This window comes from Streptomyces mobaraensis NBRC 13819 = DSM 40847 (genome assembly GCF_017916255.1).
Taxonomy (GTDB): domain Bacteria; phylum Actinomycetota; class Actinomycetes; order Streptomycetales; family Streptomycetaceae; genus Streptomyces; species Streptomyces mobaraensis.
The window spans coordinates 1,359,882-1,382,263 of record NZ_CP072827.1 but is presented as its reverse complement, the minus strand read 5'-3'; the positions used below and the strand labels follow the sequence as shown (position 1 = coordinate 1,382,263).

17 protein-coding genes are annotated in these 22,382 nt (G+C 73.4%); 14 read left to right on the top strand and 3 right to left on the bottom strand.

What is annotated here, in order from left to right; all coding sequences use genetic code 11:
• The first annotated feature begins 67 nt into the window (after positions 1–67).
• The 4 genes from argH to J7W19_RS05355 all read left to right on the top strand — a co-directional run bounded on the left by argH (position 68) and on the right by J7W19_RS05355 (position 5,023).
• Positions 68–1,501 carry an argininosuccinate lyase gene (argH, locus tag J7W19_RS05370; RefSeq protein WP_004952137.1) on the top strand — a complete coding sequence of 478 codons (1,434 nt, stop codon included), beginning with the start codon at positions 68–70 and terminating at the stop codon, positions 1,499–1,501.
• A 316-nt stretch (positions 1,502–1,817) separates the two neighbouring features.
• Positions 1,818–2,366, top strand: a complete 549-nt coding sequence (locus tag J7W19_RS05365; RefSeq protein ID WP_004955752.1) for a TetR/AcrR family transcriptional regulator — start codon at positions 1,818–1,820, stop codon at positions 2,364–2,366.
• The gene (locus J7W19_RS05360) at positions 2,363–3,925 is read left to right on the top strand and encodes an MFS transporter (protein ID WP_004955750.1); all 1,563 of its coding nucleotides are present in this window, start codon (positions 2,363–2,365) and stop codon (positions 3,923–3,925) included. Before J7W19_RS05365 ends, J7W19_RS05360 begins: the two co-directional genes overlap by 4 nt.
• A gap of 261 nt (positions 3,926–4,186) precedes the next feature.
• On the top strand, positions 4,187–5,023 hold the full coding sequence (locus J7W19_RS05355) for an alpha/beta fold hydrolase (RefSeq protein WP_004955748.1): 837 nt from the start codon (positions 4,187–4,189) through the stop codon (positions 5,021–5,023).
• Positions 5,024–5,053: 30 nt separating this feature from the next.
• Here the strand turns inward: J7W19_RS05355 and J7W19_RS05350 are convergent, their stop codons facing one another.
• Positions 5,054–5,731, bottom strand: coding sequence for a lysophospholipid acyltransferase family protein (locus tag J7W19_RS05350; RefSeq protein ID WP_004955746.1), 678 nt, complete (start codon positions 5,729–5,731; stop codon positions 5,054–5,056).
• Between the two features lie 246 nt (positions 5,732–5,977).
• Here J7W19_RS05350 and J7W19_RS05345 point away from each other — a divergent pair, with 246 nt between their 5' ends.
• The 3 genes from J7W19_RS05345 to J7W19_RS05335 all read left to right on the top strand — a co-directional run bounded on the left by J7W19_RS05345 (position 5,978) and on the right by J7W19_RS05335 (position 8,428).
• Positions 5,978–7,180: a glycerophosphodiester phosphodiesterase gene (locus tag J7W19_RS05345; RefSeq protein ID WP_040892776.1), complete on the top strand. Its 1,203-nt coding sequence runs from the start codon at positions 5,978–5,980 to the stop codon at positions 7,178–7,180.
• 95 nt (positions 7,181–7,275) lie between these two features.
• The gene (locus J7W19_RS05340; RefSeq protein WP_004955743.1) at positions 7,276–7,839 is read left to right on the top strand and encodes an RNA polymerase sigma factor; all 564 of its coding nucleotides are present in this window, start codon (positions 7,276–7,278) and stop codon (positions 7,837–7,839) included.
• An 85-nt stretch (positions 7,840–7,924) separates the two neighbouring features.
• Positions 7,925–8,428 carry a GNAT family N-acetyltransferase gene (locus tag J7W19_RS05335; RefSeq protein ID WP_040892775.1) on the top strand — a complete coding sequence of 168 codons (504 nt, stop codon included), beginning with the start codon at positions 7,925–7,927 and terminating at the stop codon, positions 8,426–8,428.
• 123 nt (positions 8,429–8,551) lie between these two features.
• Here the strand turns inward: J7W19_RS05335 and J7W19_RS05330 are convergent, their stop codons facing one another.
• Together J7W19_RS05330 and J7W19_RS05325 are read right to left on the bottom strand one after the other, a co-directional pair.
• A complete protein-coding gene (locus J7W19_RS05330) occupies positions 8,552–8,977 on the bottom strand; it encodes a hypothetical protein (protein ID WP_004942256.1) in 426 nt (141 codons plus the stop codon).
• A gap of 2 nt (positions 8,978–8,979) precedes the next feature.
• On the bottom strand, positions 8,980–9,339 hold the full coding sequence (locus tag J7W19_RS05325) for a hypothetical protein (protein ID WP_004942259.1): 360 nt from the start codon (positions 9,337–9,339) through the stop codon (positions 8,980–8,982).
• 476 nt (positions 9,340–9,815) lie between these two features.
• Between J7W19_RS05325 and J7W19_RS05320 the strand changes: the two genes are divergently transcribed.
• The 7 genes from J7W19_RS05320 to cobA all read left to right on the top strand — a co-directional run bounded on the left by J7W19_RS05320 (position 9,816) and on the right by cobA (position 22,353).
• Entirely contained in the window at positions 9,816–10,871 is a 1,056-nt protein-coding gene (locus J7W19_RS05320; protein WP_004942260.1) for a methionine ABC transporter ATP-binding protein, read from the top strand.
• A complete protein-coding gene (locus J7W19_RS05315; RefSeq protein WP_004942263.1) occupies positions 10,868–11,665 on the top strand; it encodes a methionine ABC transporter permease in 798 nt (265 codons plus the stop codon). Before J7W19_RS05320 ends, J7W19_RS05315 begins: the two co-directional genes overlap by 4 nt.
• Positions 11,666–11,762: 97 nt before the next feature.
• Complete coding sequence (locus J7W19_RS05310) at positions 11,763–12,632, top strand: MetQ/NlpA family ABC transporter substrate-binding protein (RefSeq protein ID WP_004942265.1); 870 nt, start codon at positions 11,763–11,765, stop codon at positions 12,630–12,632.
• A 269-nt stretch (positions 12,633–12,901) separates the two neighbouring features.
• Positions 12,902–13,558: a GNAT family N-acetyltransferase gene (locus J7W19_RS05305; protein ID WP_004942267.1), complete on the top strand. Its 657-nt coding sequence runs from the start codon at positions 12,902–12,904 to the stop codon at positions 13,556–13,558.
• Positions 13,559–13,747: 189 nt separating this feature from the next.
• A complete protein-coding gene (cbiE, locus tag J7W19_RS05300; RefSeq protein ID WP_004942269.1) occupies positions 13,748–14,995 on the top strand; it encodes a precorrin-6y C5,15-methyltransferase (decarboxylating) subunit CbiE in 1,248 nt (415 codons plus the stop codon).
• A 3,593-nt stretch (positions 14,996–18,588) separates the two neighbouring features.
• Positions 18,589–20,904, top strand: a complete 2,316-nt coding sequence (gene cobT, locus J7W19_RS32745; RefSeq protein WP_411848826.1) for a nicotinate-nucleotide--dimethylbenzimidazole phosphoribosyltransferase — start codon at positions 18,589–18,591, stop codon at positions 20,902–20,904.
• A gap of 189 nt (positions 20,905–21,093) precedes the next feature.
• Positions 21,094–22,353 (top strand): uroporphyrinogen-III C-methyltransferase, encoded by a 1,260-nt coding sequence (gene cobA, locus J7W19_RS05290; RefSeq protein ID WP_004942273.1) that lies wholly within the window; start codon positions 21,094–21,096, stop codon positions 22,351–22,353.
• The last annotated feature ends 29 nt before the right edge of the window (positions 22,354–22,382 follow it).

Here is a 22,382-nt window from a genome sequence, read left to right as displayed (position 1 = left end):
CCGTGTCCCTCCGCCTGACACCCCCACGGCGGCCGGCCGCCCCCCACCACCCACGAGGAGCACGCACGTGAGCAACGGCACCACCGACGACGTCCGGCTCTGGGGCGGCCGCTTCGCCGACGGCCCCGCCGAGGCCCTGGCCAAGCTGTCCGCCTCCGTCCACTTCGACTGGCGCCTGGCCCCCTACGACATCGCCGGTTCCCGCGCCCACGCCCGCGTGCTGCACAAGGCCGGTCTGCTGACCGCCGACGAACTCGCCGCGATGCTGGACGGCCTCGACCGGCTGGAGGCCGACGTGGCCACCGGCGCCTTCACCGGCACCGTCGCCGACGAGGACGTCCACACCGCGCTGGAGCGCGGCCTCCTCGAACGGCTCGGCCCCGACCTCGGCGGCAAGCTGCGCGCCGGCCGCTCCCGCAACGACCAGGTCGCCACCCTCTTCCGGATGTACCTGCGCGACCACGCGCGGATCATCGGCGGGCTGCTCGCCGAGCTCCAGGAAGCGCTCGTCGGCCTGGCCGAGGCGCACCAGGACGTGGCGATGCCCGGCCGGACCCACCTCCAGCACGCCCAGCCCGTCCTCTTCGCCCACCACGTCCTCGCCCACGTCCAGGCGCTCGGCCGGGACGCGGAGCGGCTGCGCCAGTGGGACGAGCGGACGGCCGTCTCCCCGTACGGCTCCGGTGCCCTGGCCGGCAGCAGCCTGGGCCTGGACCCGGAGGCGGTCGCCGCCGACCTCGGCTTCGAGCGCGGCTCGGTGGGCAACTCCATCGACGGCACGGCCTCCCGGGACTTCGTCGCCGAGTTCGCGTTCATCACCGCGATGATCGGCGTCGATCTGTCGCGGATCGCGGAGGAAGTCATCATCTGGAACACGAAGGAGTTCTCCTTCGTGACCCTCCACGACGCGTTCTCGACCGGCTCGTCGATCATGCCGCAGAAGAAGAACCCGGACATCGCGGAGCTGGCGCGGGGCAAGTCCGGGCGGCTGATCGGCAACCTCACCGGACTGCTCGCCACTCTCAAGGCGCTGCCGCTCGCCTACAACCGCGACCTCCAGGAGGACAAGGAGCCGGTCTTCGACTCCTGCGACCAGCTGGAGATCCTGCTGCCCGCCTTCACCGGGATGATGGCGACGCTCACCGTCCACCGGGAGCGGATGGAGGAGCTGGCTCCCGCCGGGTTCTCCCTGGCGACGGACATCGCCGAGTGGCTGGTGCGGGAGGGCGTGCCGTTCCGGGTCGCGCACGAGGTGGCGGGGGAGTGCGTCAAGGAGTGCGAGCGGCTGGGGATCGAGCTGGACGCGCTCACGGACGAGCAGTTCGCGGCGATCTCGCCGCATCTGACGCCGGAGGTGCGGACTGTTCTGGACGTCCCGGGGGCGCTCGCTTCCCGTAGTGGGCGGGGAGGGACGGCGCCTTCCGCGGTCGCCGCGCAGCTTGCCGAGGTCAAGGCGGACCTCGTGGTCCAGCGGGAGTGGGCGGGCGCGAAGCGGGGGTGAGCCCTTCGGGCGGGGGTGCCCCGGTCCTGCCCTTTCTCCCCCAGCTACCGCTGGGAGGTGCCCCCAGTTTCCTGGGGCTGCCGCCCCAGACCCCGCTTGTCGCGGCTTCGCCGCTCGTCCTCAAGCGCCGGACGGGCTGAATAGCCCGTCCGGCGCTTGAGGACAACCGCGCGGAGCGCGGTTTCGGGGGTGCGGGGGCGGCAGCCCCTGCAAGAAACGGTGAAAGGGCGGGACCGGGGCACCCCACCCGCGCGCAGTGCGAGACACCACAGCCCCGAATGAGACATCACCGTCTCATTCGGGTTACCCTCGTCTCATGAGGCTCGACCGACAGCACGTACTGAACGCGGCCGCGTCCCTGCTCACCCGCAAGGCGACGGCCTCCATGGACGAGATCGCGAGAGCGGCGGGGATCAGCCGCGCCACGCTCCACCGGCACTTCGCCGGGCGGGACGCGCTCGTCCGGGCGCTGGAGGACCTGGGGATCGAACAGTTCGAGCGGGCGCTCGACGAAGCGAGGCCGGAGGAGGGGGACGCGGCCGAGGCGGTCGCTCGGCTGATCGCCCTGTCCGAGCCGGTCTCCGGCATCCTCGCGTTCCTCTTCACCGAGAACCAGCTCTACGAGAACGGCGGCAACGAGGGCTGGAAGCGGCTCGACACCCGCGTCCAGCGGCTCTTCACCCGCGGCCAGGAGGAGGGCGCCTTCCGCCTCGACCTCTCGGCCGCCTGGCTGACCGAGGCGCTCTACGGGCTGATCGGCATCGGCGCCTGGGCCGTGCAGGACGGCCGGGTGGCGGCCAAGGACCGCACCCGGATGGTCTCCGAGCTGCTGCTCGGCGGCGCGCGACGGAGGATGGAACGATGAGCGGCCAGCGCACGATCACCCAGCCCGCGGACGCCTCCGGGTCCGGGGAAGCCCCCTACCGGGGCCGCTGGCTGGCCCTCGCCGTCCTCGTCCTGGCCGTACTGCTGGTCGCCGTCGACGCCACCGTCCTCGGCCTGGCGACCCCGTTCCTCAGCGAGGACCTCAAGCCCTCGGGCACCCAGCTGCTGTGGATCGGCGACATCTACTCCTTTGTCATCGCCGGCCTGCTGGTCTCCATGGGCAGCCTGGGCGACCGGATCGGCCGCAAGAAGCTGCTGCTCAGCGGTGCCGTCGCGTTCGGCGCGATCTCGGTGCTCAACGCGTACGCCTCCAGCCCGGAGATGATGATCGCCGCCCGCGCGCTGCTGGGCGTCGCCGGCGCGACCCTGATGCCGTCCACCCTGGCGCTGATCCGCAACCTCTTCCACGACCCGCGCGAACGCAGCCTCGCCATCGGCATCTGGGGCGCGATGGCCTCGGCCGGCGCGGCCGTGGGCCCGGTGGTCGGCGGGTTCCTGCTGGAGAACTACTGGTGGGGCTCGGTCTTCCTGATCAACCTGCCGGTGATGGCGGTGCTGGTGCTCGTGGGCATCAAGCTGCTGCCCGAGTCGCGCGACCCGTCGCCCGGCCCCTGGGACGTGCTGAGCGTCGTGCTGTCGATGGCCGGCGTCGTGGGCGTCGTCTACGCGGTCAAGGAGGGCGCGACGCACGGGTTCAGCGCCGAGATCGCCGTCGCGGCGGTCATCGGCGTGGGGAGCCTGACCTGGTTCGTCCGCCGGCAGCTCCGGCTGCCCGCGCCGCTGCTGGACATGCGCCTCTTCCGCAACCGGGGCTTCTCCGCCGCCGTCCTGGCCGACCTGCTGACGGTGCTCGGCCTGTCCGGCATGGTGTTCTTCCTGTCGCAGTTCCTCCAGCTGGTGCAGGGCCGCGACCCGCTGGAGGCCGGCCTGGCCGAACTCCCGGCCGCGGTCGGCGCGGTGACGGCCGGCCTGCTGGCCGGGCAGGCGGCCCGCCGCTGGTCGGTACGGTCGGTGGTGGGCGGTGGACTCGGCGCCATCGGCATCGCCCTCGCCGCCCTCGCCGCCCTGCGGACCGACACCTCCTACCCGCTGCTCGGGGCGGTGCTGCTGGTCGTCGGCGTCGGTGCGGGCTTCTCGTTCACCGTCACCGCCGACGTCATCCTCTCCAGCGTCCCCAAGGAGCAGGCCGGCGCCGCCTCGGCCGTCTCCGAGACGGCGTACGAACTGGGCGCGGCGCTCGGCATCGCGCTGCTCGGCTCGATCGTCACCGGTGTCTACCGGGACTTCGGTGTCCCGGCCGGGGTCCCGTCGGGCGCCGCTGCGGACGCGCACGAGTCGCTGGGCGGTGCGGTCGAGGCGGCGATGACGCTGCCGGCCGACACCGGGTCAGCCCTGCTGAGCTCCGCGCAGCACGCGTTCGTCGACGGGCTGCGGCTCGCGTCCGCGGTCGGCGCGCTGGTGCTGCTGGGGACGGCGGTGGCGGCGTGGTTCCTGCTGCGCGGCCAGCGCCTGGAGGACAGCGCGGACGCCGAGCACTGAGGCGCCAAGGCACTGAGGCGCTGGGATGCCGAGCCTGACCGAGACGCCGAGCTGAGCGCGAAAAGGCTCAGATGAGCTAATCGCACACGGGCCGGGGCGGCAAGTCCCGGCCCGTGTGACTTTTTCCGGCGGTACCGTCCCTTGACGTGTTCTTGTCGCGCGGGAACGATCTGCGACTACTGGTCGGTATTGCCGAACGCGGTTCGGCGAAGTGAACCCGACGCCCTGAGTCGACGTCGTCCTTGTGCGGAAGGAACCCCCATGCGTCTGCGCACCAAAGTGAGAGCCCTGCTCGCCGCGGCGGCCACCGCGGCCCTCACCCTCACCGGAATGTCCGCCACGGCGGCCCCCGCCTCCGCGTCGGTGCTCGACATCCCGCCCAAGGGTGCCAACGACTGGTCCTGCAAGCCGGATTCGGCGCATCCGGAGCCCGTCGTCCTGGTCAACGGCACGTTCAAGCTCATGGCGGAGAACTGGGCCAAGCTCTCCCCGAAGCTGAAGGAGAACGGCTACTGCGTCTTCGCCTTCAACTACGGGCACATGGAGACCGACCCCATCCCGCAGGCGGCGGCCGAACTGCGCGACTTCGTCGAGGCCGTCCGCGGGGCGACCGGCGCGGCCAAGGTCGACATCGTCGGCCACAGCCAGGGCGGCATGATGCCGCGCTACTACGTGAAGTTCCTCGGCGGCGCCGACAAGGTGGACGACCTCGTCGCCATCGTCCCCTCCAACCACGGCACCAAGAACCCGCTGGCCATCCCGGCCGGGTACACCGTCTGCCCGTCCTGTCTCGACCAGCGCGCCGGATCCGACCTGCTGAAGAAGCTCAACGAGGGCGACGAGACGCCCGCCGGGCCCGACTACACCGTCGTCACCACCCGGTACGACGAGGTCGTCATCCCCTACACCAGCGCCCTGCTGACCGGTCCCGCCGAGCGGCTGACCAACGTCGTCCTCCAGGACAAGTGCCCGTTCGACCCGTTCATGCACGACCAGGCGACCAAGGACCCGGTCGTCCACCAGTGGGTGCTCAACGCCCTGGCACGGAAAGGCCCCGCCGACCCGGGCTTCCAGCCGCGGTGCCTCGGCGGGGCCTGACGGCCACCGGCTGCCCGAACGGGGCCCGGCTCAGGCGGCCTTCGCCGCCCGCGCCTTGGTGGCGTACATGTCCACGTACTCCTGCCCCGACAGCCGCATGACGTGGCTCATCACCTCGTCGGTGACGGCCCGCAGGACGTAGCGGTCGCGGTCCATGCCCTCGTAGCGCTCGAAGTCCAGCGGCTCACCGAAGCGGACGGTCACCGGGCTGATGCGCGGGCGGCCTTTGCCGCTCGGCTGCACCTTGTCGGTGCCGATCATCGCGAACGGCACCACGGGCGCGCCGGTCATCAGCGCGAGGCGGGCGATACCGGTCCGGCCGCGGTACAGGCGGCCGTCGGGGGAGCGGGTGCCCTCCGGGTAGATCGCGAAGATCTTGCCCTCCTCCAGCACCCGACGGCCCGTCATCAGCGCGGCGACCCCGCCGTGACCGCCGTCGCGGTCCACCGGGATCATGCCGGAGGCGCCGAAGAACCAGGCCATCAGCCGGCCCTTGAGCCCCTTGCCCGTCACGTACTCGTCCTTGCCGATGAAGAACACCTGCCGCTTGACCACCAGGGCCAGGAACAGCGAGTCGATGAACGTGACGTGGTTCCCCGCGAGAATGACCGGCCCGGAAGCGGGGATGCGCTCCATGCCCTCGACCTTGGGGCGGTACAGGACGCGCATGAGAAGTCCGAGGAACGCCTTGAGCAGGATGCGGGACACGGATCCTCCGGTCTTGTCTTGTGTCGTGTTCGGTCGGTGGACGGCCGGGCCTGGTGGCAGGTGAGGACGATACTCGCGGGTACGGCCTTTCCGCACACCGGGTTAACCGACTCGATACGCAGTGTTGACGTGAGTTTTCACTCCGTTTCGACCACGGCCTTCTGTACGAAAGACGGACGCACCTACGATCTGCGCGTCCGAAAGGGAGCCGGAACCACCGGCCCCGGAACGAAGGAGCGAATGTACATGCAGCAGGAGCAGCGGCCGGGCCGGCGCTCGGTGCTGGGGGCCGCGGCGGCCCTCGGCGCGGGAGCGGTCACCCTCGGCGGCGGCGCCGGCGTGGCGGCGGCGGCCCCCTCGGCGATCCCGGCGACGGCGGGCGACCGGCGGCCGGGCCACGGCCACGGCGGCGGTGGCCTGCGGGACCTGCCGGTGCCCACGGTCGTCGGACACCGCGGCGCCAGCGGATACCGGCCCGAGCACACCCTCGGCTCCTACCGGTTCGCCCTGGACAACGGCGCGGACGTCATCGAGCAGGACGTCGTCCCCACCAAGGACGGCCACCTGGTCTGCCGCCACGAGAACGACATCACGGGCACCACCGACGTCTCCTCCCGTCCGGAGTTCGCCTCCCGCAAGACCACCAAGACCGTCGACGGCGAGTCCCACACCGGCTGGTTCACCGAGGACTTCACCCTCGCCGAGCTGAAGACCCTGCGTGCGAAGGAACGCCTGCCCCAGGTCCGGCAGCACAACACCCTCTACGACGGCCACTGGACCGTGCCCACCTTCGAAGAGGTCCTCAAGTGGGCCGACGAGGAAGGGCGCAAGCGCGGCCGGCGCATCTGGCTGCACGTCGAGACCAAGCACCCCACCTACTTCCGCAAGCTGGGCCTCGGTCTGGAGGAGCGGCTGGCGAAGCTGCTGCGCCGGTACGGGCGCGCGGGCCGGAACTCGTATACGTTCCTCCAGTCCTTCGAGCCGAGCAGCCTCCAGCGGCTGGGCCGGCTCGGCCTCGACTGCCCGAAGATCCTGCTCCTGGACGACCTGCCCACCCGCCCCTGGGACTTCGTCGAGGCCAAGGACCCGCGCACGGTCGCGGACCTCATCACCCCCAAGGGCCTCAAGTGGGTCTCCGGCTTCGCGCAGGGCATCGGCCCGTGGCTCAACCTGATCATCCCGCGGGACAAGAACGACCGGCTCACCAAGCCCACCACGCTCGTCCGTGACGCCCACGCGGCCGGCCTCGTCCTGCACCCGTACACCATGCGCAACGAGAACAACTTCCTGCCCGCCGACTTCCGGCGCGGCACCGACCCCAACGCGTACGGCGACGCCATCGGCGCCTTCAAGACGTACTACGCGACGGGGATCGACGGCATCTTCTCGGACAACTGCGACACGGCGGTCCTGGCGCGGGAGGAGTTCCTGAAGGGACGCAAGGGCTGACGTCCGCCGGGTCTTCCTCCGGTTGAATCCACACGGACGAGTGACGCCCGAGGGCGTCGGCAACCGGCGGGGCGTGGGCCCACGTCCCGCCGGGCATGACACCGAACGACCTCGTCACCTCGCTCCGGCCGCTGCTGGCCGCCGAATGCGCCGCCGAGGCGCCGGCGGCCGGCATCGACGCGGCCGACCTCGAACAGGCCGTCTGGGTCCGACTGCTGAGCGACCGGCACGACGGCGCGCCCGCCGGCCGGCGGAAGGGCCGACGCCGCGCCGAGCCGCCCGCCCTCCGGTTACGCGCCGCCGTCCGCGCCGAGGCCCGCGCCGCGAGCCGCCTGGCCCGCCGCGAGGTGCCGTACGACCCCATCGCCGCCGAACCGGCCGACCGCGCGGACGCGCCCGGCTCCGGCGTCGAACGGGCGGTCCTGGCCGCCGAGTCCCGCCGCGAACTCCGCGCCGCGGTCCGCCGCCTCCCCGGCCGCTGCCCCGGCCTGATGCGTGCCCTCCTCTCCTCCGGAGACCCGACCTACCGAGAAATCGCAGGAGAGTTGGGTATCTCACAAGGATCTTTGGGGCCGATCCGTTCCCGTTGCCTGGGATGCCTGCGCAGAATGCTGACGGCGGCGATTGCGGCTCCTGGACCTTGGGGAAGGGAGCGGTAGACAACAGGCGCCACGGAGGCGACGTGTACCGCGGCGGCTCCTGTCAGACGGAACGTACGGGACTGACCAGGGGAGGCATGCGCACATGGGTATGAGCGTGACCATCGCGGCGGCGACCGAGGACGACGCCGAACGGATCCTGAAGCTCCAGTACCTCTGCTACCAGGGCGAGGCCGAGCTGTACGGGGACTACTCCCTCGAGCCGCTGACCCAGACCCTGGACGAGCTGCGTGCGGAACTGGGGGCCGGGTGCGTGCTGGTGGCCCGGCTGGGGGAGGAGGTCGTCGGCTCGGTCCGCGGCACGGTCGACCCTGAGGGCACCGCAACCCTCAATGGTCTCATCGTCCACCCCCGCCTCCGCCGCCACGGCCTCGGCGGCCGGCTCCTCGCCGCCGTGGAGGAGCGCCTCGCCGCGGACGGCTCGGCACGACGCTTCCGCCTGGCTGTCGGCCGGCGGAGCGAGTTGACGCTGCGGCTGTGCCGGAAGCGGGGGTACGAGGCGGTGGGGACGGAAGTGGTCAGCAAGGCGCTGACGGTGGTGACGCTCGAGAAGTCCGCTGAGGTGGGGGAGTTGGCCGCGGCCGGGTGAGGGTTGCCGCCGGACGGGCTGATTTCAGCCCGTCCGGCGCTTGAGGACGAGCGGCGAAGCCGCGAAAGGGGGGTCTGGGGGCTCGCCCCCAGGAAACGGTGAAAGGGCGGGTCCGGGGCACCCTCACCGCGAAGCGGAAACCGGCGCCCGCCGCAGCCACACCACCGCCGTCACCGGCAGGATCACCGGAATGAACAGGTACCCCATCCCGTAGTCCGACCACACGGTCGCATCGGGGAACGCCCCGGGATCCGCGAGCGTCCACGTCCCCACCGTGAGCACTCCGAGAAGCTCCAGCGCGCAGCACACCAAGGCCGCCCGCCGAGCCCCCTCCCCACCCCGCACCAGCGAGTACGTGATGAACGCGTACACCACGGCCGCGACGGCCGAGAGCACGTACGCGAGCGGCGCGTCCCCGAAGTGCAGGGCCATCTGCACGATGGACCGCGACGCGGCGGCCACGGTGAACACCCCGTACAGCCAGACCAGCAGCCGTCCCGGGCCCTTGCCCAGGCCGCCCTCCCCGGCGGTGGTGGCGGGTTCGGTCACGGTCAGCCTCCCCAGATGTCGTAGAGCCGTACCTGGAGCACGGCGAGGATGACGGCGCCGGCGGCCACGGTGGCGGACCCCCAGCGGGTGCGTTCGGCGAGCGACATGAATCCGGCGCCCGGCACGCACGCGGCGGCGCCCAGCAGGTACGCCACGAAGAGGGCGGTGCCCTTCACGGGCCGCTCGCCCCGGGCGAGCTGCACCACGCCGACGACCAGCTGGGCGAGGGCGAGGACGGAGACGACGGCCATGCCGATGAAGTGCCAGTCCTTGGTCGGCTGGTCACGGTACGCGGCGTGGCCGCACCAGACGGCGAGCGCGAGAGCGGTCACACCGACCGCGAGCGTCAGCGCGTCGATCACCGTGACCCCCGGGCGGCACCGGCGTGCGGATGGGGCGTGACAGGCATGGGGACGACTTTAGACGGCCCCCGCGCGCCCGCCGCGCCCGGCCCGCACTGTCCACGGGGTGACCGAGGATGTCCGCCATTCGGACAACCTTGGCCTGTTCGCGCGTACGTCTGTTTTACTTGCCCGCATGACCACGACGAGCACCCGCATCTCTGCGACCGAGGCGATGACGACGCCCGGTGCTGCTCGTCGCATGTGTCGAATGTGTGACCGCTGAGGGCCCCCGTTCCGAGCCTCGCGCCCCGAAGCGAGACCCGTAGAGCCCGCGTCCATCGCCGGACCGCCCGCTCTCCACCCTCCGCGACACCGGATCCCCGCCACCGCCGCCGACACGACGGCCGCCGACGGGATCCCACGCCGCGTTCCGCAATGAATTCCCGTGCGCCGGCGCCCCACAAGCCGCGCACTCGACAGTGACGGAAACCCCTGTGATCACCACTACGGGCCTGACAAAGGTCTACCGCTCACGCGGCCGCGAGGTCACCGCCCTCGACGGCGTCGACCTGCACGTGCGGGAGGGCGAGGTGTACGGCGTCATCGGCCAGAGCGGCGCCGGCAAGTCCACGCTCATCCGCTGCGTCAACCTGCTGGAGCGGCCCACGTCCGGCACGGTCACCGTCGCCGGCCAGGACCTCACGGCGCTCGCCGGCCGCGGCCCGCGCGCCGGCGCCGCCCTCCGGCAGGCGCGCAGCCGCATCGGCATGGTCTTCCAGCACTTCAACCTGCTGTCCTCGCGGACCGTCCAGGCCAATGTGGAGCTCCCGCTGGAGATCCTCGGCCTGTCCGGCAAGGAGCGCTCCCGCAAGGCCCTGGAGCTGCTGGACCTGGTCGGCCTCGCCGACAAGGCCAAGGCGTACCCGGGCCAGCTCTCCGGCGGCCAGAAGCAGCGCGTCGGCATCGCCCGCGCCCTGGCCGGCGACCCCAAGGTGCTGCTCTCCGACGAGTCGACGTCCGCGCTCGACCCGGAGACCACCCGCTCGATCCTCCAGCTGCTGCGCGACCTCAACCGGCAGCTCGGCCTGACCGTGCTGCTGATCACCCACGAGATGGACGTCGTCAAGTCCATCTGCGACTCCGCGGCCCTGATGAAGGGGGGCCGGGTGCTGGAGTCCGGCACCGTCGCCGAGCTGCTGGCCACGCCCGGCTCCGAGCTGGCGACCGAGCTGTTCCCGGTGGGCGGCGAGCCGTCCGGCCCCGACCGCACGGTCGTGGACGTCACCTTCCACGGCGACGCGGCCACCCAGCCGGTCATCTCGCAGCTCTCCCGCACGTACAACATCGACATCTCGATCCTCGGCGCCGCGATGGACACCGTCGCCGGCCGCCAGGTCGGCCGGATGCGCATCGAGCTGCCCGGCCGCTTCGAGGAGAACGTGGTCCCCATCGGCTTCCTGCGCGAGCAGGGCCTCCAGGTCGAGGTGGCGCCCGTGACCGCCGGTGCGGAGGCCGCGGCCGACGCCCTCCTTAAGGAAGGTGCCAAGTGACCTGGAACGAGATGCAGCCACTGCTGCGCGACGGCTGTCTCGACACCCTCTTCATGGTGTGGTGGTCCGCGGTCTGGACGGTCGTGGGCGGTCTGCCGCTGGGCATCCTGCTCTATCTGACCGACCGCGGCGGACTCATCCGGAACGTCGTGGTCAACAGGGTCATCGGCGTGGTGGTGAACATCGCCAGATCGGTGCCGTTCATCATCCTGATCGTCTGGCTGATCCCCTTCAGCCGCCTGGTCATCGGCACGTCGATCGGCCCGAGCGCCGCCGTCGTCGCCCTCACCATCGGCGCCATCCCCTTCTTCGCCCGGCTGGTCGAGACCTCCCTGCGCGAGGTCGACGGCGGACTGATCGAGGCTGTCCAGGCGATGGGCGGCGGCACCTGGACGATCATCTTCAAGGTGCTGCTCCCGCAGGCCCTGGCCTCGCTCGTGGCCGGCCTGACCACCACCGTGATCGCCCTCATCGGCTACTCCGCCATGGCGGGTGCCGTCGGCGGCGGCGGGCTCGGCGCGGTCGCTATCAACTACGGCTACCAGCGGCAGGAGCACGAGCTGATGAACATCACCATCGTGCTGCTCGTCATCATCGTCACCGTAGTCCAGATCGCCGGCGACCTGACCGTCCGCCGCCTCGCCCGGCGCACCGGACGTCAGTCCGCGCCCGTCGGCCTGTGGCGCCTGCGCCGCACCCCGCAGGCCGCGAAGGCCGCGGACACCACGGCTGTCCCCCCCCAGCGGACTGCCGACGCCGCCGACCAGCCCAAGGCGGCTGTCGACGCTCCCTGAATCTCCGCGGGGCCCATCGACGGCCCCGAGGACACCACGAGCCCGGACCCTTTGCCGGGCGGCAACACCTCGTGAGAACAAGAAAGAGGCACTCTTCGTGCGTACCACCCTCAAGCTCACCGCCGCCGTCGCCGCTGCCGCCGCACTCACCCTCGGCCTGAGCGCCTGCAGCGCCCCCTCCGACACCTCCTCGTCCTCCACCAAGAAGGGCAAGGACGCGGACCCGGCGGCCAAGCTGATCATCGCCGCCAGCCCCACGCCGCACAGCGTCATCCTCGAGTACGTCCGCGACCACCTCGCCAAGGACGCCGGCCTGAAGCTGGAGGTGAAGCAGTACAACGACTACAACGCGCCCAACACGACCGTCCAGAACGGCGAGGTCGACGGCAACTTCTTCCAGCACAAGCCATACCTCGACGACTTCAACAAGAAGAACAAGACGGACATCGTCCCGGTCGTCAACGTCGAGATCGAGCCGCTCGGCCTCTACTCCAAGAAGGTCAAGAAGGTCTCCGACCTCGGCGAGGGCGCCACCATCGCCGTCCCCAACGACGCCACCAACGAGGGCCGCGCGCTCAAGCTGCTCGCCGACAACAACGTCATCGAGCTCAAGGACGGCGTGGGCGCCTCCGCCACCCTGAAGGACGTCAAGGACGCCAAGGGCGTCAAGTTCACCGAGATCGAGGCGGCCCAGATCCCGCCCCGCCTCGCCGACGTGGACGCCGCCGTCATCAACGGCAACTTCGCCATCGGCGCCAAGCTCAACCCGGCCAAGGACTCCCTGGCCCTGGAGAAGGCCGAGGGCAACCCCTACGCCAACTTCCTCGCCGTGAAGAAGGGCAACGAGCAGGACCCGCGCATCGTCAAGCTCGCCAAGCTGCTCAACTCCGACGAGGTCAAGAAGTTCATCGAGGAGAAGTTCAGCAACGGGGCCGTCATCCCGGCCTTCGGCCCCGCCAAGAGCTGACGCCCGAACGGACGGCCCCGGCCGAAACGGACGCCGGATCGTGCCGCCCGCCCTGCGCAGCGCAGGAACCGCCGGTACTCTCAGCCGTCTCGGCGGACGCAGGCCCCGCACACGCCACGCGTGCGCGGGGCCGCCGCGCTTGGCGCACCACTGTGGCCATACTGCATGCTGGTGCACCCGAGACCGGCGCGACCGCCGGGACGGAACCCGGCCACCCTCCCCGCGCCCGCACGGAGCGCGGGGAACCCCCTCCGGCGTTGGAGCAGCGCATGACTTCCACCTTTCCGGACATCTCCATCAGTACGGACCGGCTGGTGCTGCGCCCGTTCGACGCGACGGACGTCCCCGCGCTCACGGAGATGATGAACGACGAGCTCATCACCGCGTGGACGTCCGCCCCGCACCCGTACACCACCGCCGACGCCCGCGACTGGGTCCTGAGGATCGCCCCCGGCGAACGCGCCTCGGGACGCGGAATCGTCTTTGCGGTCACCGAGTTCCTCACCCACCGCCTCGTCGGCACCGTGCGCCTCCAGCACACCGACTGGCACACCCTCTCCAGCGAGATCGCCTACGTCACCGCCCCCTGGGCCCGCGGCGAGGGCTACGCCTGCGAATCCGTGCTCGCCGTCGCCCAGTGGCTCTTCCGGGACCAGAAGTTCGAACGCCTCGAACTCCGCACCGCCGCCGACAACACCGCCTCCCAGCAGGTCGCCCAGAAGATCGGCTGCATCAGCGAGGGCGTCCTCCGCAACGCCTGGATAGCGCGCAGCCGCACCGAGGACGGCGGCTGGACCGACATCCGCACCGACCTCATCGTCTGGAGCCTGCTCCCCGAGGACCTCGACGAGGTGCGTGAACAGCACACCGGGGACGGCACCGGCTACGCCGCCGCGTTCCCCGGCTGGTCGCCCGGCTGGCGCTGACGCCCCCCGCGCGCAACCATCCGCCCCGCGTTCCGGACGGTGGTCCGGACCTGCCGGGGTACTCTCACCATGCCCGCCGCGCAGGAGCGGGACCCCCGCCTCGGCACCCTCGCCCTGGCACCGTTGACATCCCAGCCTTGGAAGTCCCGCCACGGGGCTCCCCGAGACACCCCCAGGAGACAGACGACGATGGCCGACCGGGTCACGGTGATCGGATGGGACGGCTCACCGCTGACGGAGGCGGCCCGCTCCGCCGTGGGCGCCGCCACCCTCGTCGCCGGAGCCGCGCACCACCTGGCGCTGCCCGAGATCCCGCCCACCGCCGAACGCGTCCGGCTCGGCAGCGTCGACCTCGCCGCCCGCCGCATCGCCCGGCACCGCGGCACCGCCGTCGTCCTCGCCGACGGAGACCCGGGCTTCTTCGGGGTCGTCCGCGCCCTGCGCGCCCCCGAGCACGGCCTGGAGGTCGAGGTGGTGCCCGCCGTCTCCTCCGTCGCCGCCGCCTTCGCCCGGGCCGGCATGCCGTGGGACGACGCCCAGATCGTCGTCGCCCACAGCCGCGACCTGCGACGGGCCGTCAACGTCTGCCGCGCCCACCCCAAGGTCGCCGTCCTCACCTCGCCCGGCGCCGGACCCGCCGAACTGGCCCTGCTGCTCGGCCCGGTCCACCGCACGTTCGTCATCTGCGAGCAACTGGGCACCGCCCGCGAGCGCGTCACCGTCCTGACCTCCGACAAGGTCGCCGACCACACCTGGAGCGACCCCAACGTCGTCATCGTCATCGGCGGGACCGGGACGGGCCCCGATGACACTCCCGCCGCCCCCGCCGTCCCCGGCCAGCGCGCCGGCGGCTGGATCGCCGGCCGCGACCCCGGCCGGCTCCCCGGCCCGCGCGGCTGGGCCCTGCCCGGCGGCGCCTACGGCACCGTCCTCGGCGAGGGCGAGGGCACCGAACTGCGCGCCGCCCAACTCGCCCGGCTCGCCCCCCGCGTCGGCGACCTCGTCTGGGACATCGGCTCCGGCAGCGGCGCCGCCGCCGTCGAGGCCGCCCGGTTCGGCGCGGCCGTCATCGCCGTCGACCGCGACGCCGACGCCTGCGCCCGCACCCTCGCCGCCGCCCGCCACTACGGCGTCCAGCTCCAGACCGTGCACGGCACCGCGCCGCACGTCCTGGAGGACCTGCCCGAACCCGACGTCGTCCGCGTCGGCGGCGGCGGGGCGCCTGTCGTCGCCGCCTGCGCCGACCGCCGCCCCGAGGCCATCGTGGCGCACGCCGTCACCCGCGACGAGGCCGAGGCCATCGGACGGGCGCTCGCCGAGGGCGGGTACGCCGTCGAATGCACCCTGCTCCAGGCCGTGCGCCTGGACACCGCCGACTGGACCGAAGCCGAGCGGTCCGTCACCTTCCTGCTGAGCGGCCGCCGTCCGCATCCGTGACCCCGGACCGTCCGCACCCGTGATCCCGACACGCCGTACGGAAGGTAGGCTGGCGGATCGTTGTGCGGCGGCTCGGTGTCAAAGACCACAGTCACCAATGTCCGGAACGCCCCTCCTTTTTGGCGGTGCTCAGGGCAGGGTGGCACCGGGGCGGTACGCAACGTGCCGCGAGAGTTGGACGCTCGTTCTTGCTATGGGCGTGAGCGGTTGGAAGGAGCACTACCGATGGGCGAGGGGTACGCATGACCGACACCGGCCGGTTCCCGGATGAGGGACAGCCGGAGAACGCAGGCGCGACGCCCGGGCACCCGCTCACCGCGGACGCCGCGGCTCCTGCCGACACCGGAATCCCGGCACATCCCGCCGTCCCGCAGGCGCCCCGCGGACGCCCCACCACGGGTCCGTCCACGTACGCGTTCCTCGCCGACCCGGACGCCGCCGACGAGGACGACCTGCTCCTGATGCCGGGCGCGCAGGGCGCCTGGAGCGAGCAGCCGATCCAGGGCGGCACCCACGAGACGGGCGGCCGGGACACCGGCGCCGCCGTCTTCGAAGAGGTCCGCACCCCGCCGGCCGCCCCCGCCGCGCCCCGTCGCCCGCTCCACATGGGCCCGCCCGACCCGTCGTCCAGCGGCGTCGTGCGCTCCCTCGCGGACCGCGGCCCGGCCGCCCCGCAGCAGCCGGTCGGCTCCCCGGTCCCGCACCCCCCGGGCTCCCCGGCCGCGGGCCAGGTCCCGGGCCCGGAGTACCTCGACGCTTCGCAGGCCGACGCGGGGCCGGTGGCCCAGCCGGGCATATGGGACGCCCAGCCGCAGCACCACGGCCAGGAACAGCGGCCGGAGCAGGCGGCGGACGCGGCGGCCGAGCCGGCCGTGGCCTTCGTCCCGCCGCAGAACACGGGCGGGACCGTACCGCCTCCGGACGCGGCGCTCGCTGACGCCCCGTCAGGCCAGGCCGGGCCCGCGGCGACCGTGCCCGCCCAGGGCACGCCGGCGGAGTCCGGGCCGGCGGGGCCCGTCGAGGCCGTAGCCCTCCCGCAGGAGACCGTTCCGCCGGCTCGTACCCCGGGTGCGGAGGAGATGGGGTCGGAGGAGACGGGACCGGGCGAGATGCCGCAGGCGGCGCCGCTCGCGGACGCGACCGTCCCGGCCCCGGCGGCTCCGCTGGACGCCGGGGCCCCGTCGACCGCCACGGACGCGACCGCGACCGCCGGGACGCCCACGGTGACCGACGCGGCGCATGCCCTGCCCGACGCCGCGACCGCCACGCCCGACGCGGAGGCGCAGCAGGCCACCGCGACCGAAACCGCCGCGCCCGCGCCGGGGGCTCATGTCCAGGCCGACGCGCTCGTGCAGCCTGACGCTTCCGCCGTGTCCGGAGCGCCCGTTCAGGCCGACGCGTCGCCTCAGGCGGACGCGCCCGCACCGGCTCGGCCTGGTGTTCCCGCCTCGGCTGACGCACCAGCACAGGCTGACGCCTCCGCACCGACGGGCGCGTCGGCTCAGCCTGACGCTTCCTCTCCGGCCGCCGACGCCTCGGCGCCGACGGAGGCACCTGCCCAGGCCGCCGGTGCCCCCGCCCAGTCCGGCGCGTCGGTGGCGCCCGACGCGCCCGCTCAGGAGGACACGACCGGGTCGGCGGGCGGCCCCGCGCAGGCCGACGCGGCCGCCGCGACCGGCACTTCCGCCGTGTCAGGCGCTCCGGTCGAGGCCGACGCGCCGGCCCAGGCGGACGCTTCCGTGCCGCAGGCCGTACCCGCCCCGGCCGACGCACCCGCGCAGGCGACCCCGCCCTCCCAGACGGACGCGTCCGCCCCGGCCGCCCCTTCCGTTCCTGCCTCGGCCGACGCACCCGCTCCGGCCGATGCTTCCGCTCCGGCCGCCCCCTCTGCTCCTGCCGATGCTTCCGCACAGGCCGGGGCGTCCGCCGACGGAGGCGTCCCCGCCCCGGCGGATGGCGCGGCCTCGGTTGCCGTCCCCGTCCAGACCGGCTCCCTCTCTCAAGTCGGCGCCGCCGCCCCGACGGACGCCGCCGTCCCCGCGGCGACCGATGCGTCCGCCCCGGAGGGCGCACCCGGCCCGACGGACACCTCCGCTCCGGCGGACGCTTCCGCCTCGGCCGACGCTGCGGCCCCGACCGGTGCGCCTGCTCCGGGCGATGTTTCGGCTCAGGGTGGTTCGCCGTCTGCTTCGGCCGGTGCACCCGTTCCGGGGGACCTTTCGGCTCAGGGTGGTTCGTCCTCCGTAGGGGTCGGGTCCGTTGACGTTCCGGCCGCGGCCGGTGCACCCGTTCCGGGCGACGTTTCGGCTCAGGGCGGTTCGCCCTCCGCAGCGGGCGAGTCCGTTGATGTCCCTGTCTCGGCCGACGCACCCGTCCCGGGCAACGACTCCGCCCAGGCCGGGGCGCCCTCCCCGGCGGATGCGGCCGCTTCGGCTGACGGTCCTGCTGCGGCTGGTGCACCTGTTCCAGCAGACGCTTCTGCCCCGGCCGGTTCGCCCCCTCAGGCGGATGCGTCCGCTGCGGCGGATGCGTCCGCGTCGGTCGATGCTTCTGCGTCGGCCGGTGGATCTGTTCCGGGGGATGCTTCCGTTCAGGTCGGTTCGCCTTCCTCGGTGGACGCGTCTGCCGCGGTGGACGCGTCCGCGTCGGTCGAGGCTCCTGCCTCGGCTGGTGGGTCTGTTCCGGGGGACGGATCCGTCCCTGTGGACGCCTCTGCCTCGGCCGGCACCCCTGACCCAGAGAGCGCTTCCGTTCCGACCGGTTCGGCCTCCCAGGCGGACGCCTCTGTCCCGGTGGGTGCACCCGCGCAGGACGGTTTGTCCCCTCAGGCAGACGCCTCCGCTCCGGCGGATGCCCCTGCCTCGGCTGTTGCTCCTGGCTCGACCGGCACCCCCGCCCCGGAGGTCGGTTCCGAGCAGGCTGGTTCGTCTGCTCAGGCGGATACTCCCGCCTCAGTGGATGCTTCGGTCTCGGTCGGCGCATCTGCCCCGGCCGATCCGGCTTCCCAGGCGGTTGCCCCCACCTCGGGGGATGTCCTTGCCTCGACCGGCGCCCCGGTTTCGGCGGCCGGTGCCGAGCAGGCTGGTTCGTCTGCTGAGGCGGACACTTCCGCCTCAGCGGATGCTTCGGTCTCGGTCGGCGCATCTGCCCCGGCCGGCCCGGCTTCCCAGTCGGATGCCTCCGTCCCGGCGGATGCCCCTGCCTCGGCCGTTGCTCCTGCCTCGACCGGCACCCCCGCCCCGGCGGACGGTTCCGAGCAAGCCGATTCCTCTGCTCAGGCGGACACTTCCGCCCCAGCGGACGCATCTGTCCCGGCCGACACACCCGCCCCGGACGGCCCAGCTTCCCAGGCGGACGCCTCCGCTCCGGCGGACGCTCCTGCCCCGGCCGACGCACCCGCCTCGGCCGCCGCTTCCGCCCCGGCCGGTGCGTCCGCTCACGCGGACGCACCCCTCCCGACCGACGCGTCCGCGTCGGCTGACCCTTCAACTGACGCCGCCGCCTCCGCCGCGCCCGGCGCTCCCGTCCAGGCCGACGCTCCTGCCCAAGCGGAGACCCCCGCCCCCGCAGGCGCCGTTGACCCCGCAGAAACCGTGCGCCCCGCAGCGGCGACCGCCCCCGCAGAGGCAGCCGCCGCTGCGGAGGCAACCGTCCCCGCGGAGGCTCCCGCCACCGCCGGGACGACCGTTCCCGCCGAGAACGCCATGTCCGCCCAGGGCGTCCCGCCCCTCCAGAACCCCGTGGCTGCCGAGATCGTTGTGCCTGCTCAGACTTCCGCGCCCGCCGAGACTCCCGCACAGCCGGAGGTCCCCGCGACGGCCGCCGTGCCCACCGTGACCGAAGAGGCGCCCGGCGCCCCCGACCCGGCCGTCAACCCCGCCACCCCGGCAGCACCCGCCGAGGCATCCGCCGAGGCACCCACGGAGGCGCCCGCCCCCGCGGCGCCCGCCGACCAGGCGCCCGCCCCCGAGGCCCCCGCCGCCGACCCGAACGGCGAGCCCGCCCCCGTACCGGCGCAGCCCGCCGAGCCCGTCGCGGCGCAGGCCCCCGCCCCCGCCCCGGAGGAGGCGCCCGCGCCGGTGCACCTCGCCCTCGTCCGCGACGACGAGCCGCAGGGCGAGGAGCCGCAGGCCGACAGCGCGGATCCGGCCGAGGAGCCCCGCCTCCCCCTCGGCCCCCCGGCCGACGGCTTCGCCGCCGCCGAGCGGGAGGCCGTCCACCGGGTGATGCGCGAGCGCCGCGACATCCGCAACGGCTTCCGCCCGGACCCCATCCCGCACGACGTCCTGCTGCGCGTCCTGGAGGCCGCGCACACCGCGCCGAGCGTCGGGCACTCCCAGCCCTGGGACTTCGTCGTCATCCGGTCCGCCGAGACCCGCCGGACCATGCACGACCTGGCCACCCGCCAGCGCGACGCGTACGCCGCGTCGCTGCCCAAGGGCCGGGCCAAGCAGTTCAAGGAAATGAAGATCGAGGCCATCCTCGACACCCCGGTCAACATCGTGGTGACCGCCGACCCCACCCGGGGCGGCCGGCACACCCTCGGTCGGCACACCCAGCCGCAGATGGCCCCCTACTCGTCGGCCCTCGCCGTCGAGAACCTGTGGCTCGCCGCCCGCGCGGAAGGGCTCGGCGTCGGCTGGGTCAGCTTCTTCGACGAGCGGGAGATGGTCCGCGAACTCGGCCTGCCCGAGCACCTGGAGGTCGTCGCGTACCTGTGCGTCGGGTACGTCGACGAGTTCCCCGGCGAGCCCGAGCTGATGCAGGCCGGCTGGTCCAAGCGGCGCCCGCTGTCCTGGGTGGTGCACGAGGAGACGTACGGCCGCCGCGCCCTGCCCGGCGAGGACCCGCACGACCTCCTCGCCGAGACGCTGCGCGGCATCCGCCCGCTGGACGCCAAGGCGCTCGGCGAGGCGTGGGAGCGGCAGAAGCGGATGACCAAGCCGTCGGGCGCGCTCGGCATGCTGGAGATCATCTCGGCGCAGCTCTGCGGCCTGTCGCGCAAGTGCCCGCCGCCGATCCCGGAACCGGCCGCCGTCGCCGTCTTCGCCGGTGACCACGGCGTGCACGCCCAGGGCGTCACCGCCTGGCCGCAGGAGGTCACCTCGCAGATGGTGACCAACTTCCTGGGCGGAGGGGCGGTGTGCAACGCGTTCGCCAACCAGGTCGGCGCGGAGGTCTGCGTGGTGGACGTCGGTGTCGCCGGCGACCTGCCGGCCCGCCCCGGCCTGCTGCCGCGCAAGATCCGGCCCGGCACGGACGACTTCACCGCCGGTCCGGCGATGACCCGCGAGGAGGCGCTGCGCGCCGTCGAGGTGGGCATCGAGACCGCCCGCGACCTCGTCACCGCGGGCAACAAGGCGCTTCTCACCGGCGAGATGGGCATCGCCAACACCACCGTGTCGGCCGCCCTGATCTCCGTCTTCACCGGCTCCGACCCGGGCGAGGTCACCGGGCGCGGCACCGGCATCAACGACGAGATGCACGCCCGCAAGATCGACGTCGTCCGGCGGGCACTGGAGCTGCACCGCCCGGACCCGGCCGACCCGATCGGCGTCCTCGCCGCCGTCGGCGGGCTCGAACACGCCGCGCTCGTCGGCCTGATCCTCGGTGCCGCCTCGCTGCGCACGCCGGTGATCCTCGACGGCGTGAGCGCCGGTGCGGCAGCCCTGGTGGCCCGGGCCATCGCGCCCGAGGCCCTGGCCGCCTGCATCGCCGGTCACCGCAGTGCCGAGCCCGGCCATGTCGCGGCCCTCACCAAGCTGGGCCTGCGCCCGCTGGTGGACCTCGACCTGCGGCTCGGCGAGGGCACGGGTGCGCTGCTGGCGCTGCCGGTCGTGCAGAGTGCCGCGCGGGCCATGCACGAGGTGGCGACGTTCGACAGCGCGGGGGTGGCGGAGAAGGGGTAGCGGCCCTGCGGGCCCCGGCCCCGCCCCTTCACCGGTGCCCCGGACCCCCTGAAAGCGGCTTCGCCGCTTGCCCTCGAACGCCGGACGGGCTGTTCCAGCCCGTCCGGCGTTCGGGCGAAACCGCCCGCCGACAAAGCCCACGTAGGGTATGCCCAGCGCCCCTGACCAGCGAGGAGACCCGCAACCCCCATGGCCGAGCACCCAGCACCCGCCGCCTACCCCGTCGGTCTCCGCCTGCACGGCCGCCGCGTCGTCGTCCTCGGCGGCGGCCAGGTCGCCCAGCGCCGGCTCCCCGCCCTCATCGCGGCCGGAGCCGACGTCCTGCTCGTATCGCCGTCCGCGACCGCGTCCGTGGAGGCCATGGCGGAGGCCGGCGAACTGCGCTGGGAGCGCCGCCGCTACCGCGAGGGCGACCTGGACGGCGCCTGGTACGCGCTGATCACCACCGACGACCCCGAGGCCAACCGGGCCGCGTCCGCCGAGGCGGAGGCCCGCCGCGTCTGGGCCGTCCGCAGCGACGACGCCGAGGCGGCCACCGCCTGGACGCCGGCCACCGGCCGCAGCGCGGGCGTCACCGTGGCCGTGCTCACCGGCCAGGACCCGCGCCGCACGGCGGCCCTGCGGGACGCCATCGTCGAGGGGCTGCGCGACGGTTCGATCGCCGCCCCCCACCGCCGTACCCGCCCGGGCGGTGGACGGGTGGCCCTCGTCGGCGGCGGTCCGGGCGACCCGGACCTGATCACCGTGCGCGGCCGGCGCCTCCTCGCCGAGGCCGACGTCGTCGTCGCCGACCGGCTCGGCCCGCGCGACCTCCTCGACGAACTCCCGCCGCACGTCGAGGTCATCGACGCCGCGAAGATCCCGTACGGTCGCTCGATGGCCCAGGAGGCCATCAACGCCGCCCTGATCGAGCACGCGAAGGCGGGGAAGGCCGTCGTCCGCCTCAAGGGCGGCGACCCGTTCGTCTTCGGCCGGGGCAAGGAGGAGGCGCAGGCCCTCGCCGAACACGGCATCCCCTGCACGGTCGTCCCCGGCATCTCCAGCTCGATCAGCGTCCCGGGCACGGTCGGCATCCCGGTCACCCACCGCGGCGTCGCGCACGAGTTCACCGTGATCAGCGGGCACGTCGCCCCCGACGACCCGCGGTCCCTCGTCGACTGGCCGTCGCTCGCCCGCCTCGGCGGCACCCTCGTGGTGCTGATGGGCGTCGAGCAGTGCGGTGCCATCGCCGAGACGCTCATCCGGCACGGCCGGTCCGCCGACACCCCGGTCGCGGTGATCCAGGAGGGCACGACCGCCGCCCAGCGGCGCGTCGACGCCGTCCTCGGCACGGTGGGGGAGCGGGTGCGGGCCGAGGGCATACGCCCGCCGGCCGTGATCGTCATCGGCGAGGTCGTGGCGATCGGCCGGGAGACGGACGACGCCCCCGCCGGCGCGACGGCCGACTAGAGGACGCGACCGCCGGCGCGACCGCCGAC